Annotated in this window: 11 protein-coding genes; 7 read left to right on the top strand and 4 right to left on the bottom strand. The window is 69.2% G+C overall.

Annotation, left to right across the window (positions count from 1 at the left end):
• Positions 1 to 38: 38 nt before the first annotated feature.
• On the bottom strand, positions 39 to 272 hold the full coding sequence (locus GQ464_RS01760; RefSeq protein ID WP_166976630.1) for a hypothetical protein: 234 nt from the start codon (positions 270 to 272) through the stop codon (positions 39 to 41).
• 11 nt (positions 273 to 283) lie between these two features.
• Positions 284 to 577: a hypothetical protein gene (locus tag GQ464_RS01765; RefSeq protein WP_166976631.1), complete on the bottom strand. Its 294-nt coding sequence runs from the start codon at positions 575 to 577 to the stop codon at positions 284 to 286.
• Between the two features lie 134 nt (positions 578 to 711).
• On the opposite strand from GQ464_RS01765, the gene rsgA reads away from it, so the two are divergent.
• Positions 712 to 1,701 carry a ribosome small subunit-dependent GTPase A gene (gene rsgA / locus GQ464_RS01770; RefSeq protein ID WP_166976632.1) on the top strand — a complete coding sequence of 330 codons (990 nt, stop codon included), beginning with the start codon at positions 712 to 714 and terminating at the stop codon, positions 1,699 to 1,701.
• 28 nt (positions 1,702 to 1,729) lie between these two features.
• Here rsgA and topA read toward each other — a convergent pair whose 3' ends face one another.
• Positions 1,730 to 4,309 (bottom strand): type I DNA topoisomerase, encoded by a 2,580-nt coding sequence (gene topA / locus GQ464_RS01775; RefSeq protein ID WP_166976633.1) that lies wholly within the window; start codon positions 4,307 to 4,309, stop codon positions 1,730 to 1,732.
• A 418-nt stretch (positions 4,310 to 4,727) separates the two neighbouring features.
• Here topA and ppdK point away from each other — a divergent pair, with 418 nt between their 5' ends.
• Both ppdK and GQ464_RS01785 read left to right on the top strand, forming a co-directional pair.
• Entirely contained in the window at positions 4,728 to 7,418 is a 2,691-nt protein-coding gene (gene ppdK, locus GQ464_RS01780; RefSeq protein ID WP_166976634.1) for a pyruvate, phosphate dikinase, read from the top strand.
• A gap of 34 nt (positions 7,419 to 7,452) precedes the next feature.
• Complete coding sequence (locus GQ464_RS01785; RefSeq protein ID WP_166976635.1) at positions 7,453 to 9,162, top strand: asparagine synthase-related protein; 1,710 nt, start codon at positions 7,453 to 7,455, stop codon at positions 9,160 to 9,162.
• Between the two features lie 9 nt (positions 9,163 to 9,171).
• Here GQ464_RS01785 and GQ464_RS01790 read toward each other — a convergent pair whose 3' ends face one another.
• A complete protein-coding gene (locus GQ464_RS01790; RefSeq protein WP_166976636.1) occupies positions 9,172 to 9,483 on the bottom strand; it encodes a hypothetical protein in 312 nt (103 codons plus the stop codon).
• Positions 9,484 to 9,643: 160 nt separating this feature from the next.
• Here GQ464_RS01790 and GQ464_RS01795 point away from each other — a divergent pair, with 160 nt between their 5' ends.
• Genes GQ464_RS01795 through nbaC form a run of 4 tightly spaced genes read left to right on the top strand, consistent with a single transcriptional unit; the run spans position 9,644 to position 12,872 of the window.
• Positions 9,644 to 10,432, top strand: coding sequence for an SDR family oxidoreductase (locus tag GQ464_RS01795; protein WP_166976637.1), 789 nt, complete (start codon positions 9,644 to 9,646; stop codon positions 10,430 to 10,432).
• Between the two features lie 15 nt (positions 10,433 to 10,447).
• Complete coding sequence (locus tag GQ464_RS01800) at positions 10,448 to 11,908, top strand: aldehyde dehydrogenase (protein WP_166976638.1); 1,461 nt, start codon at positions 10,448 to 10,450, stop codon at positions 11,906 to 11,908.
• Complete coding sequence (locus GQ464_RS01805) at positions 11,905 to 12,360, top strand: RidA family protein (protein WP_166976639.1); 456 nt, start codon at positions 11,905 to 11,907, stop codon at positions 12,358 to 12,360. Before GQ464_RS01800 ends, GQ464_RS01805 begins: the two co-directional genes overlap by 4 nt.
• 5 nt (positions 12,361 to 12,365) lie before the next feature.
• Positions 12,366 to 12,872: a 3-hydroxyanthranilate 3,4-dioxygenase gene (gene nbaC / locus GQ464_RS01810; RefSeq protein WP_228350510.1), complete on the top strand. Its 507-nt coding sequence runs from the start codon at positions 12,366 to 12,368 to the stop codon at positions 12,870 to 12,872.
• The last annotated feature ends 230 nt before the right edge of the window (positions 12,873 to 13,102 follow it).

The following is a 13,102-nucleotide window of genomic DNA, read 5'->3' on the forward strand; positions in this document are numbered from 1 at the left end:
CCCTTTTCCGTCTTCAGGCGCTGCCGGCGGCAAAGGTCTCACCGGCGCGGCCGCTCCTCCCGATACTCTTCCAGAATCTTGGCCTCCTCGATGTCCGGGTCGAGCCCCTGCCGGAAGGCACGCTCCGCCTCCACCACGACGTCCGCCGCCCGGTCCAGGACGGCCTCGACGGCATTGCCCAGCAACCGGACGGCAAAGCCCCCCAGCCAGACGGCCTTGCCCAGCGCGTTGAGGCGTTCAAACTCGATCAGCCTGTCGTCGGAATCCGCCATGCCCGCCGCCGTCAGTTTGCCCGATCGTCCTCTCCGGAGGTTTTCTTCCCCTTCGCCGTCGTCCGGGAGGCCCGCCGGCGCGCCGTCTGGCCGGGCGTTTCGGCCTCGCCCGCCTCGCGGCTGCCGGTCTGGCACAGCGCGTCGAGCAGGCCGGCGAGGGCCAGCCCGGCCTGTTCCAGCCCGCGACCGATCGTGGCGGCGGCGGCCTCGATGAGAAACAGGGCCCGGTCCTCCAGCTTCAACTCGTCGAAGGCCGCGCGGGCCTGGCGGTAGGCGTCCTGCTGCGTCTGCTCTCTCTCCGTCATGTCGTTTCGGGCCTGCGGCGCCCGGGGCTGCTTTGGATGTACGGTCGATTTGCCGTAGACTGTAGACGAGACCGGAGAGACCAGGTTTCATCCCCGGGTCCGCTCCGGCGCCCGTCGTACCGTCCCCATCGCCCATGTCCGACCCCCTGGCTCCGCCTCCCGGATCCCCTGCCGACACCGCGGCGACCTTCCTCGAAGGGCTCGTCATCCGCGCCACGGGCAGCTGGTACGACGTGCAGGCGGGCGAGCAGGTCATTCCGTCGAAGGTCCGCGGCCGGTTTCGGCTCGAAGAGAGCGAGACCACGAGCCCCGTCGTCGTCGGCGACCGGGTGACGATCCGCCTCAACGAGGACGGGACCGGGCTCATCACCGAGATCCACCCCCGGCGTAACGAGCTCAAGCGCCGGGCCGCCGGCCGCCGCGTCGGCCTGGTACACGTCCTCGCCGCCAACATCGACGCGGCGTGGGTCGTCCAGTCGATCCGCCTGCCGAAGATCAACCCGGGCTTCATCGACCGCTTCCTGGTGATGGCCGAACGGGACGAGTTGCCCGCCGGGATCGTTTTCAACAAGCTCGACCTGATGAAGCCGGCCGACCGGGACGCGGTGTTTTTCCTGCGCGACCTGTATGCCGGGCTGGGCTATCCGGTCCTGATGACGAGCGTGAAGACGGGCGAAGGCCTCGACGCGTTTGCCGCCGCCCTCCGGGGGCGGGTCAGCGTCGTGGCCGGTCCCTCCGGCGTGGGCAAGTCCTCTCTCCTCAATGCCGTGGAACCCGGTCTCAACCTCCGCATCGGCGAGGTGAGCCGGAAAACGAAGAAAGGGCGCCACACGACCACCTATGCCGCCCTCTACCCGCTCTCCTCCGGCGGCTTCGTCGTGGACACGCCGGGCCTCCGGGAGTTCGGGCTGGTGGACCTCGAACCCGCCGAGCTCGGGCACTACTTCGTCGAGTTCCGGCCTTTTCTGCCCGCGTGCCACTTCCCCGACTGCACGCACGATCACGAGCCGGGCTGTGCGGTCAAGGAGGCCGTCGCACGCGACGAGATCACGCCGGAACGGTACGAGAGCTACCTCAACATCCTGTACTCGCTCCACCTGGGCGAAAAGGACGTGGGGCGTTGAAGACCGGGCGGCGCGCACGGGAGACGCGTCAGGCCCGGCGGCTCCGGCGCTTTTTCCCTTTCCCCTTCGAGGCAGCCCGTTCTTCGAGGAGCCGGAGGGCTTCCTCCATCGTCAGCGCCTCGGGATCGAGACCGTCCGGAAGGGAAGCGTTCAGGCGCTGGTGTTTCACATAGGGCCCGTACCGGCCGTTCCAGACCGTCACCGGCTCGCCCGTTTCCGGGTGCGGCCCCAGCTCACGCAGCGGCTTGTTCTTCGCTTCCTTCCGGGCGATGAGTTCGAGCGCCCGGTCCAGGTCGACGGTGAGGACGTCGTCGTCGCCCGTGAGGGAGGCGAACGTCTTGCCGTGCTGCACGTAGGGCCCGTACCGGCCGATGTTGGCCACGACCGGCTGGCCGGTCTCGGGATGGGCACCCAGGGTACGGGGTAACCGGAGCAACTCGACGGCCACGGCAAGGGTCACTTCCTCCGGGGCCAGTCCTTTCGGCAGCGAGACGCGCTTCGGCCCGCCGGGCTCGTCGTTCTCACCGAGCTGCACGTAGGGCCCGTAGGGTCCTTCCTTGAGGAAGACGGGGCGTCGCGTTTCGGGATGGAGGCCCAGGAGCCCGTCGTCCTGGCTGCTGGCTTTCCGGATGAGCTCGGCGAGGGTTTCCTCGGTCACGTCGCCGGGCACGAGGTCGTCCGGAAGCGAGGCGGTGACCCGCTCGTCGCCGTCCTCGTACTCGACGTACGGCCCGTAGCGCCCGACGCGTACCTTGTAGGGTCCCCATTGCGGGAAGTGGATGGTGGCCACCTGCCGGGCGTCGATGGTGTCGAGCCCCTTCTCCACACGCTTTTCGAGGCCGTCCTCCCCCGAATAGAACTGGCGCAGGTAGGGGACGGGCCGGCGCTGGCCCGAGGCGATGTCGTCGAGGGCCTGTTCCATGCGCGCCGTGAAGCCGACGTCGACGAGGCGGGCGAACTGGGTCTCGAGCAGGTTGTTCGTGGCGAAGGCGGTGAAGGTGGGCACGAGCTGGTTGCCCTGCCGGCGCACGTAGCCCCGCTCCACGATGGTGTCGATGATGGTGGCATAGGTGCTGGGACGCCCGATGCCTTCCTTCTCGAGGGTCTTGATGAGGGTGGCCTCGGTATAGCGGGCCGGCGGCTTCGTTTCGCGCCCCAGGGGTTCGACGCGCCGGCAGGCGGGCCGGTCGCCCTCGCGCAGGTCGGGCAGCGGCTGCTCACGGTCTTCGAGGGCGGCTTCCGGGTCGTCGCTGCCCTCGACGTAGGCGCGGAAGAAGCCGGGGAACAGGATGGTCTTGCCCGAAGCGCGGAACGTGGCGCGCTCCTCCCCTTCGCCCGCCTCGAGCGTGACCGTGACCAGGCGCAGCCGGGCGTCCGCCATCTGGGTGGCGACGGTACGCTTCCAGATCAGGTCGTAGAGGGCGCCCTCCGGACCGGTCAGGCCCAGCTCTTCGGCGGTCTTCATCTCGCGCCCGGCGGGGCGGATGGCCTCATGGGCCTCCTGGGCATTGCGCACCTTGCCCGTGAACTGCCGGGGCGCCGGGCTCAGGTATTCCTCGCCGTAGCGCCCGGCGACGGCCCGCCGGGCGGCCTCGACGGCTTCCTGTGAGAGGTTCGTCGAGTCGGTGCGCATGTAGGTGATGTAGCCCTGCTCGTAGAGGTGCTGCGCCACCTGCATCGTCTTCCGTGCCGAGAAGCCGAGCTTGCGGCTGGCCTCCTGCTGGAGTGTCGAGGTGATGAAGGGGGGGTAGGGCGAACGTGTCTCGGTGCGGGCGTTGACGTTCGTGACGCGCCAGGGCCCCGACGGCAGCCGCCCGGCCAGGCGACGGGCTTCGGCCTCCTCCAGCAGCACGAGGTCGCGTCCCGGCACGAGCCCGTCCTTCAGCCGGCCGGTGTGGTCGTCAAAGTCGCGCCCCGTGGCAATGCGCAGGCCGCGCACGTGCGTCAGCTGGGCCTCGAACGCCTCGCCCGCCTGCTCCAGGAGCGCCTTCAGTGTCCAGTACGAGGCCGGCACGAAGGCGATGCGCTCCTTCTCGCGATGGACCAGCAGGCGCACGGCCACGCTCTGCACCCGCCCGGCCGAGAGGCGCGGGGCGATCTTCTTCCAGAGCAGCGGCGAAAGCGTGTAGCCGAAGAGCCGGTCCAGGATGCGGCGCGTCTCCTGGGCATCGACCAGGTGCTGGTCCATGTCCCGCGTCTTTTCGAGCGCCTCCAGGATGGCCTCGCGGGTGATCTCATGAAAAACCATCCGGCGGACGGGCACGCGCGGTTTGAGCACCTCGAGCAGGTGCCAGCCGATGGACTCCCCCTCCCGGTCCTCGTCCGTGGCGATGTAGAGCTCGTCCGCCTCTTTCAGCGCTTCCTTCAACTGGCGGACGACCTTCTTCTTGTCGGGTGGAATGACATAGAGGGGCTGAAAATCATGGGCCACATCCACCCCGAGCCGGGCCCAGGGCGCCTGCTTGAAACGCTCCGGGATCTCGGCGGCCGAGGCGGGCAGGTCCCGGACGTGCCCCATGCTGGCTTCCACCTCGAACTCGTTGCCGGGCAGAAAGCGGCGGATGGTACGGGCCTTCGTGGGCGATTCGACGACGACCAGTCGTTTCATGTGCGTATACCTTGAATCCATGATGCCTGCCGGCAGGCGGGCGACGCAAGGGCCCCGGCGGCGTTGAAAAGGACGCGTGCCGCGTCCCTGTGCGCAACCCCTGTTTCGGGACGGACCAGGATCGGAAACGAGGGTGACAGGGGTCCGTCCCGGCAGCCGGGACCCCGCGGAAAAAATCGCTACGGGCGCACTCTCACGCCAGGCCCTGCAGAACGTTCCGGGGGCCTGCAGGCCCCCGGGCCCGGCTCCCGGCCCGGCGTCCCCAACAAAAAGCGCTTCCGGTCCGGAACTCCCCGCCCCCCACCACCTTTTTTGACCGTAGCATCACACAACCAGCCCACCACAACATGTATCTTCCCGGAGTTTAGCGCGTTGCGAACGGCCTTTCCGTTTCACTCAAACACAGGGCACGACGAACATGGAGACTGCCGGTAAGACGACCGAGGTGGCAACCCCGGTCAAGAAATATACGTACGTCTTCGGCAACGGCACGGCCGAGGGGGACAAGTCGATGAAGGCGCTCCTGGGCGGCAAGGGCGCGAACCTGGCCGAGATGAGCGCCATCGGGCTGCCGGTGCCGCCGGGCTTCACCATCAGCACGGAAGCCTGCAAGACCTACTACGACCTGGGCGAGCAGTGGCCCGAAGGGCTGGCCGAACAGGTGGAGGAAGGCATCCGGCACATCGAAGAGGCGATGGGCGCCCGCTTCGGCGACCCGGACAACCCCCTCCTCGTCTCGGTCCGCAGCGGGGCGGCCATCTCGATGCCCGGCATGATGGACACGGTCCTCAACCTGGGCCTCAACGACGCCGCCGTCGAAGGACTGGCCCGCCGGACGAACAACGAGCGCTTCGCCTACGACGCCTACCGCCGCTTCATCGACATGTTCGGCGACGTGGTCTCCGGCGTCGACCACCACTACTTCGAGGAGGCCCTCGAAGGCCTCAAGCAGGAGGTCGGGGCCAAAAACGACGTGGACCTGACGGCCGAGCACCTGAAAGAGCTCGTCGACCGCTACAAGGCCGTCTACCGCAAGCACAAGGGCCTCATGTTCCCGGACGACCCGCGCGAACAGCTCGCGCTGGCCATCAACGCCGTCTTCAAGTCCTGGAACAGCGACCGGGCCATCAAATACCGGCAGATCAACAAGATCACGGGGCTGCTCGGCACGGCCGTGAACGTGCAGGCGATGGTCTTCGGCAACATGGGCGAGGACAGCGGCACGGGCGTCTGCTTCACGCGCAACCCTTCCACCGGCGAGCACAAGCTCTACGGCGAGTTCCTGGTCAACGCCCAGGGCGAGGACGTCGTCGCCGGCATCCGCACGCCCGAGCCCATCGACAAGATGGCCGAGCTGCTGCCGCAGGCCTACCGCGAGCTCGTCGAGACGACCAGCCTGCTGGAGAAGCACTACAAGAACATGCAGGACATCGAGTTCACGGTGCAGACCGGCCGGCTCTTCATCCTGCAGACCCGCAACGGCAAGCGCACCGGCACGGCTGCCGTCAAGATCGCCGTGGACATGGTACGTGAAGGGCTGGTGGACAAGCGCACCGCCGTCCGCGACCTCGTCGAGCCCCGCCACATCGACCAGCTCCTGCACCCGCGCTTCAAGGACGAAGCGGGGTATAAGGACAAGGTCATCGCCAAAGGGCTGCCGGCCTCGCCCGGTGCCGCCGTCGGCAAGGTGGTCTTCTCAGCCGAAGACGCCGAGGCCGCCCGCGACCGGGGCGAGGACGTCATCCTCGTCCGCATCGAGACGAGCCCCGAGGACGTCGGCGGCATGGACGCCGCAAAAGGCATCCTCACCTCGCGCGGCGGCATGACCAGCCACGCCGCCGTCGTGGCCCGCGGCTGGGGCAAACCCTGCGTGGCCGGCTGCGGCGACATCGTCATCAACTACAAAAACAAATCGTTCACCAACGGCCAGGTCACGGTCCACGAAGGCGACTGGATCTCGATCAACGGCTCCACCGGCGAGGTCATCCTGGGCAAACAGGCGCTCGTCGCGCCCGAGCTCAGCGGCGACTTCGCCACGTTCATGTCGTGGGTGGACGAGTTCCGCGTGATGAAGGTGCGCACGAACGCCGACACCCCCGCCGACGCCGCCAAGGCCCGCGAGTTCGGCGCCCAGGGCATCGGCCTCTGCCGCACCGAGCACATGTTCTTCGAGGGCGACCGCATCCTCTCGATGCGGAAGATGATCATGGCCTCGAATGAGAAGGAGCGCCGGGCCGCGCTGGCCGAGCTGCTCCCCTACCAGAAGGAGGACTTCCTCGGCATCTTCCGGGCCATGGACGGCCTGCCGGTGACGATCCGCCTGCTCGACCCGCCGCTGCACGAGTTCCTCCCCCATGACAAGCAGGGGCAGATGGAGATGGCCGAGGCGCTGGGCCTCTCGCTGGCCGAGGTCAAGGCCAAGGTGGAGGCGCTCTCCGAGTTCAACCCCATGCTCGGCCACCGCGGCTGCCGCCTGGGCATCACCTATCCCGAGATCACCGAGATGCAGGCCCGCGCCATCCTGGAGGCCGCCGTCGAGCTGGACGAGGAAGGCGTCACGGTGCTGCCCGAGATCATGGTGCCGCTCGTGGGCACGGTCGAGGAGTTGATCCATCAGAAAGCCGTCATCCAGCGAACCGCCGAAAAGGTCTTCGAGGAGAAAGGCCGGCGCATCGACTACCAGATCGGCACGATGATCGAAATCCCCCGCGCCGCACTGACGGCCGACGAGATCGCCCGGGAGGCCGATTTCTTCTCCTTCGGCACGAACGACCTGACGCAGCTCACCTTCGGCTACAGCCGCGACGACGCCGGGCGCTTCCTGCCCTACTACGTCGAGCAAAAGATCCTGAAGGACGATCCGTTCCAGAGCATCGACCAGACGGGGGTGGGGCAACTCATCCGGATCGGGGTCGAGCGCGGGCGGTCCACGCGGCCGCTGCTCAAGGTGGGGATCTGCGGGGAGCACGGCGGCGACCCCGAGTCGGTCCACTTCTGCTACGAGGTGGGCATGGACTACGTCTCGTGCTCGCCGTTCCGTGTGCCGATTGCCCGCCTGGCCGCCGCCCAGGCCTACCTGACCGCCCAGGACCGGCAACAGGACGCCTGAGCCGCCCCGGACGGGGCGCACCCGTCCCCCGAACATGAGCTGGATCTTCGGCTTCATCGGTGCGAGCCTCTCCCGTTCCCGTCGGGAGGGGCTCGCCGCGTTTCATCCGAAGGGGACGGTCTACAGGGGCGCGTCGTACTATGTGGCCGTCGGCGGGCCGGCGGCCACCACCCGGCACGGGCGCCACGGCAACGGCGGGTGGGCCGTCTGCGGGCTCGGCCTGCGCGTAGGGACGGACGCGACGACGCTCCTCGACGCGGCCGACTGGCGGCGGCTGCTTGCCTTCCCGGCTCCGCCCCTCGACACCCTCGACGGGCACTTCGTCGCCGCACGGTGGACCGAAGGGCACGCCGAGCTGTTTGCCGACCCGCTGGGCGTGCGTACCCTCTACCTGACCACCCTCCCCGACGGCGTCGCCTTCGGCACCCGGCCCATCGACCTGGCCCGGCTCGCCGGCGGCACCGTCGATCTCGAAACCTTCGGCGCCCACTGGCTCACGTTCAACCTGCTGGCCCCGCTGAGCCCGATCCGGGGGCTGACCCGCCTCGGCCCCGGCGGGCACGCCCGCTGCACCCCCGACCGGTTCACCCTCAGCGCGAAGCCCTGGACGCCTCTCGAGACGCCCGGCGACCCGGACGCTTTCCGCCGCACCCTGCAGGCCCTCCTTCGCCCGCACCTGCCCGCCGGGCGAACCACCAGCCTGGGCCTCTCCGGCGGCCTCGACTCGCGCCTGCTCCTGGCCCTGTTGCCCCCTGGCACCTGGCAGGCCCACACCTTCGGCCCGCCGGATCACCCCGACGTCCGGGTCGCCCGGCGCCTGGCCGCCGCCGCCGGCCTGCCCCACCGGCACCTCTGCGAACCGGTGCCCGACGCCGAGACGTGCCTCACCCTGCTCCGCGAGCACGCGGCGCTGACCCACGTCATCTCGCCGGCCTCGACCGCCCTCGGGGGGCGGTACTATGCCCGCCTCGCCCGCGACGAAGCCTTCCTGATCGACGGCGGCTTCGGCGAAGTCGCCCGGCGACAGTTCTTCAACCGGCTGCTCCGCCGCGGGCGCCCGGCCCTCCGGCACCGTACCCCCGGCGAGACGATCCTCCGCTTCCTCCGCGTCGAGCGGGCCGACGTCTTCACCCCCGAGGCCATCGCGCAGATGGAGGCCGGCGCCCTGCGGCAACTCGCCGCCACCTGGCACACCCTGCCCCCCGCGGAAACGCTGGGCCCGGAAGCCTTCCTGGACCTGCTCGGCGTGCGCACCCGCCTCCCCAACTTCTTCGGCTTCGAACAAAACCGGCTCGACGCCCTTCTGCCCGGCTACATGCCCTTCGCCCAGCCCTCGCTGCTCCGGGCCGTCTTCCAGATCCCGCTGCGCCTCCGGAAGAACGGGCGTCTCTTTCGCCGCCTCATCCGGGACGCTGCGCCGGCCCTCACCCGGTATCCCCTCGTCAAGGGAGATCAACCCTACCCCTTCTCCCTCCCCACGGTGCCGGCGATCCTGTGGACGCGTGCCCGCGCCCGGCTGCGTCCCGGCCCCGGCGACCCGGTCCGCCGCGCCTTCCTCGACGTGATGCGCCCCTTCGCCCTCGAGGCCGCCCTCGAAGCATCACGCCACTTCCCCGCATACGACGCCCGAAAGCTCCAGGTGCTGGTGGAAAGCTACTATGCCGGCAAGGAGCACCTGGCCGGTGCGGTGGACTGGTGGCTGGCCTTCGAGGTCTGGCGGCGCGAGGTGGAGCCGCCCCGCTGAGCACGCCCGTCACCGGACGGGGCGGACCGGCGCCTCGTGCGGCCCCTCCGGCACGTCCGCTCCGGAGACCTCCCCCTCCACGCCGGCAGGCGGCAGGCGCCGGACCGGCTCCAGCTGCTCGATCCGCTCGGCCAGGGGCGCGATCGCCCCGGCAACCGCCCTGCGCACGACCGCCTCCAGTTCGCTCAGGGGAACCCCCTCCGAAGCACCTCGCCGGAGCTGCTCCCGCTCCCGGCGATACCGGAGAACCATTTTGACGATCGAGAGAACCGTCATGGAGACGATCGACAGGACAACGATGACGAAGAGTTCTTCGGGCATGGTTCGACTCGTTTGATCGGGTGGGCGACGGGGCCGATACGCGTTGATCAAAACCGAGGTTGCGACGCTTTCACCCCCGATACCGCCGGTTCAGGCATCCGGTTCGGGATCCTCGTCCTCTGTTTCTTATCTTGCGCCGAAAACCGACAGGACACAGGCGATGGACCTCTCCCTTCACGGCAGGCGGGCGATGGTGTGCGGGAGCACACAGGGCATCGGCCGGGCCTGTGCCGAGACACTGGCCCGCCTGGGTGCCAGCGTGACCCTGGTTGCCCGCAACGAGCGCCGGCTGGCCGAGGTGATGCAGGCCTTGCCGGCCGGAAACGGCCAGGAACACGACCTGGTGCCCGCCGACTTCGAGAAGCCGGGCGAGCTGGCCTGGGCGCTGCGCGCCTACGCGGCCGGCGACCCGCCCGTGCACATCCTGGTCAACAACACCGGCGGTCCCCCCGGCGGGCCGCTGATCGAAGCCAGCCTGGAGGCCCTCAACCGTGCCTTCGCCATGCACGTGCTGTGCAACCAGGTGCTGGTGCAGGCGGTGATCCCCTCGATGAAAGCCGCCCGCTATGGTCGCATCATCAACATCGTGTCGACCTCCGTCCGGCAGCCCATCCCGGGGCTGGGCGTCTCGAACACCGTACGGGGAGCCGTGGCGAGCTGGGCCAAGACGCTGGCGGGCGAGCTGGGACCTTTCGGCATCACGGTGAACAACGTGCTGCCCGGCGCCACCGAGACGGGCCGCCTCCAGGCGCTGATCGCCGCGAAGGCCGAGCAGTCCGGCCAGTCGCCGGAGGAAGTGGCCGAGGCCCTGCGGCAGGCCATCCCCGCCCGCCGCTTCGCCCGTCCCGAGGAGATCGCCTGGGCCGTGGCCTTCCTGGCTTCGCCGGCGGCGGCGTATATTAACGGCATCAACCTGCCCGTCGACGGCGGGCGCACGCAGTGCCTCTGACCGCCGGCAGCCGTGATGGAATACCTGAGCAACTATATCGACGGGGTGCTCCTGGCACCGGTCCACGGTGCTTACCTCGACAACGTCAACCCGGCCACGGGCACCGTCTTCAGCCGCGTGCCGGACTCCGGCGCCGACGACATCGACCGGGCGGTGGCGGCGGCGGAGCGGGCCTTCCCGGCCTGGGCCGCCACACCCGCCGAGGCGCGTGCACGCCAGCTGCTCCGCCTGGCCGACCTGATCGACCGGCACGCCGACGCCCTGGCCCGCGACGAGGCTACCGACAACGGCAAGCCCGTGGCCCTGGCCCGCCGCGTCGACATCCCCCGGGCCGCAAAAAATTTCCGCTTCTTCGCCACGGCCATCCTGCACGCCGCCACCGAGGCCCATCCGATGGAGGAGCGCGCCCTCAACTACACGCTGCGCCAGCCCCTGGGTGTCGTCGGGTGCATCTCGCCGTGGAACCTGCCGCTCTACCTGTTCACCTGGAAGATCGCCCCGGCGCTGGCGGCGGGCAACTGCGTGGTCGGCAAGCCCTCCGAGGTGACGCCGCTGACGGCCTTCCGCCTGGCCGAACTGTGCCTGGAGGCAGGTCTGCCGCCGGGCGTGCTCAACATCGTCCACGGACACGGGGCACGAGCCGGCGCGGCCCTGGTGGCCCACCCGAAGATCCGGGCCATCTCCTTCACCGGCGGCACCCGCACCGGCGCCGCCATCGCCCACGCCGCCGCCCCCCGGTTCAAGAAGCTCTCGCTCGAGCTCGGCGGCAAGAACCCCAACATCGTTTTCGCCGACTGCCGCTACGACGAAGCCCTTGAGACGGCCGTCCGCGCCGCCTTCACCAACCAGGGCGAGATCTGCCTGTGCGGCTCCCGCATCTTCGTCGAACGGCCCCTGTACGAGCGGTTCCGGGATGATTTCGTCCGCCGGGTGGAAGCGCTTCGCGTCGGCGACCCGCTGGACGAGGACACCGACGTGGGCGCCGTCGTCTCGGAAGCCCACCTGGAGAAGATCCTCGCGTACATCGAGCTGGCGAAAGACGAGGGCGGCACGGTCCTCTGCGGCGGTCACCGCGTCCGCCTCGACGGGCGCTGCGCCGGCGGCTTCTTCGTCGCTCCCACGGTCATCGAAGGGCTGGGACCCGACTGCCGGGTCAACCAGGAGGAGATCTTCGGCCCCGTTGCCACGCTGATCCCGTTCGACACCGAGGAGGAGGTGCTGGCTTATGCCAACGGCACCCCCTACGGCCTGGCCGCCATCCTGTGGACGGAGAACCTCGGCCGGGCCCACCGCCTGGCCGCCCGCCTGGAGGCCGGCATCGTGTGGGTCAACTGCTGGATGCTGCGCGACCTCCGCACGCCGTTCGGGGGGATGAAGCAGTCCGGCGTCGGGCGCGAGGGCGGCTGGGAAGCCCTCCGCTTCTTCACAGAAGCCAAGAACGTGTGCATCAAACTCGACGACCGGGACCCCGCATGAGCGCTCCAATCCACACCGAGAAGGCCCCGCCGCCCGTGGGGCCCTACCCCCATGCCCGCCGCGCGGGCAACCTGCTGTTCCTCTCCGGCGTCGGCCCCCGCAAGCCCGGCACCACGGACATCCCCGGCGTCACCCTCGACGCCGGCGGCCGCATCGTCGCCTACGACATCGAGGCCCAGTGCCGCGCCGTCTTCGAGAACGTGCGGGCCATCCTCGAAGCCGCCGGCGCCCGGTGGGAAGACCTGGTGGACGTGACCGTCTTCCTCACGAACATGCGGGACGACTTCGCCACGTACAACCGCGTCTACGCCGAGTACTTCCCCGACCCGGCCCACCGCCCGTGCCGCACCACCGTCGGCGTCGACGCCCTCCCGACGCCCATCGCCATCGAACTCAAGTGCATCGCCGCTCTGCCGGACGGCGCTTCCCTTCCCCCTTCCACAACCCGCTGATCGCCATGAAGAAGCCCTTTAACCTCCAGGAATGGATCGACGCCCACCGCGACGTCCTCAAGCCGCCCGTCATGGCCAAGTCGCTCTTCGAGGACTCGGGTGACTACATGATCTTCGTCGTGGGCAGCCCCAACGCCCGCAAGGACTTCCATTACAACGAAACGGAGGAGTTCTTCTTCCAGCTCGAGGGGCAGTTGAACCTGTGGACCATCGACGAGGACGGGAAACAGGTGTGCAACGTGATCCGCGCCGGCGAAGTGTTCCTCCTGCCGGCGAAGGTGCCCCACTCGCCCCGCCGGCCGGCCGGCGGCGTCGGCCTCGTCATCGAACGCAAGCGCCCCGGCAAGAAAGACGGGGTGATGTGGTTCTGCGAGAACTGTGGCGAGAAGCTCTACGAGCGGTACTTCCCCGTCGAGCAGATCGCCGAAGAGCTGGGCCCCGTGCTCCAGGCCTTCGCCGCCGACGAGGACCTGCGGACGTGCAAGACGTGCGGGAGCGTGCTGGAGATCTGACCCGGACGCCGTTCCACGTTGCACGTTCCACGTTGCACGTTTCATGTTCAGGGTTGAGGACTACGGTCTAGCGTTGGTCGATGCTATGGAAGGCGTCATGGTGAAGCGCGATGTAGCCGCACCCTTCACGGGTGCGCCTCTCGGTCCGCTGGCGTGCCCGGGCTAAAGCCCGCGACTACAGGTGGGCAGCCCGGGCTAAAGCCCGCGGCTACCCGTGGGCCGTTCGCTAA

Origin of the sequence: Rhodocaloribacter litoris, assembly GCF_011682235.2 — a bacterium.
Classification (GTDB): Bacteria; Bacteroidota; Rhodothermia; order Rhodothermales; family ISCAR-4553; genus Rhodocaloribacter; species Rhodocaloribacter litoris.

Excerpts from the sequence above, each read along its gene's own strand:
- GQ464_RS01760 (WP_166976630.1), bottom strand. The coding sequence starts at position 272 with ATGGCGGATTCCGACGACAGGCTGATCGAGTTTGAACGCCTCAACGCG.
- GQ464_RS01795 (WP_166976637.1), top strand. The coding sequence starts at position 9,644 with ATGGACCTCTCCCTTCACGGCAGGCGGGCGATGGTGTGCGGGAGCACA.
- GQ464_RS01805 (WP_166976639.1), top strand. The coding sequence starts at position 11,905 with ATGAGCGCTCCAATCCACACCGAGAAGGCCCCGCCGCCCGTGGGGCCC.
- GQ464_RS01790 (WP_166976636.1), bottom strand. The coding sequence starts at position 9,483 with ATGCCCGAAGAACTCTTCGTCATCGTTGTCCTGTCGATCGTCTCCATG.
- topA (WP_166976633.1), bottom strand. The coding sequence starts at position 4,309 with ATGAAACGACTGGTCGTCGTCGAATCGCCCACGAAGGCCCGTACCATC.
- GQ464_RS01800 (WP_166976638.1), top strand. The coding sequence starts at position 10,448 with ATGGAATACCTGAGCAACTATATCGACGGGGTGCTCCTGGCACCGGTC.
- rsgA (WP_166976632.1), top strand. The coding sequence starts at position 712 with ATGTCCGACCCCCTGGCTCCGCCTCCCGGATCCCCTGCCGACACCGCG.
- nbaC (WP_228350510.1), top strand. The coding sequence starts at position 12,366 with ATGAAGAAGCCCTTTAACCTCCAGGAATGGATCGACGCCCACCGCGAC.
- ppdK (WP_166976634.1), top strand. The coding sequence starts at position 4,728 with ATGGAGACTGCCGGTAAGACGACCGAGGTGGCAACCCCGGTCAAGAAA.
- GQ464_RS01785 (WP_166976635.1), top strand. The coding sequence starts at position 7,453 with ATGAGCTGGATCTTCGGCTTCATCGGTGCGAGCCTCTCCCGTTCCCGT.
- GQ464_RS01765 (WP_166976631.1), bottom strand. The coding sequence starts at position 577 with ATGACGGAGAGAGAGCAGACGCAGCAGGACGCCTACCGCCAGGCCCGC.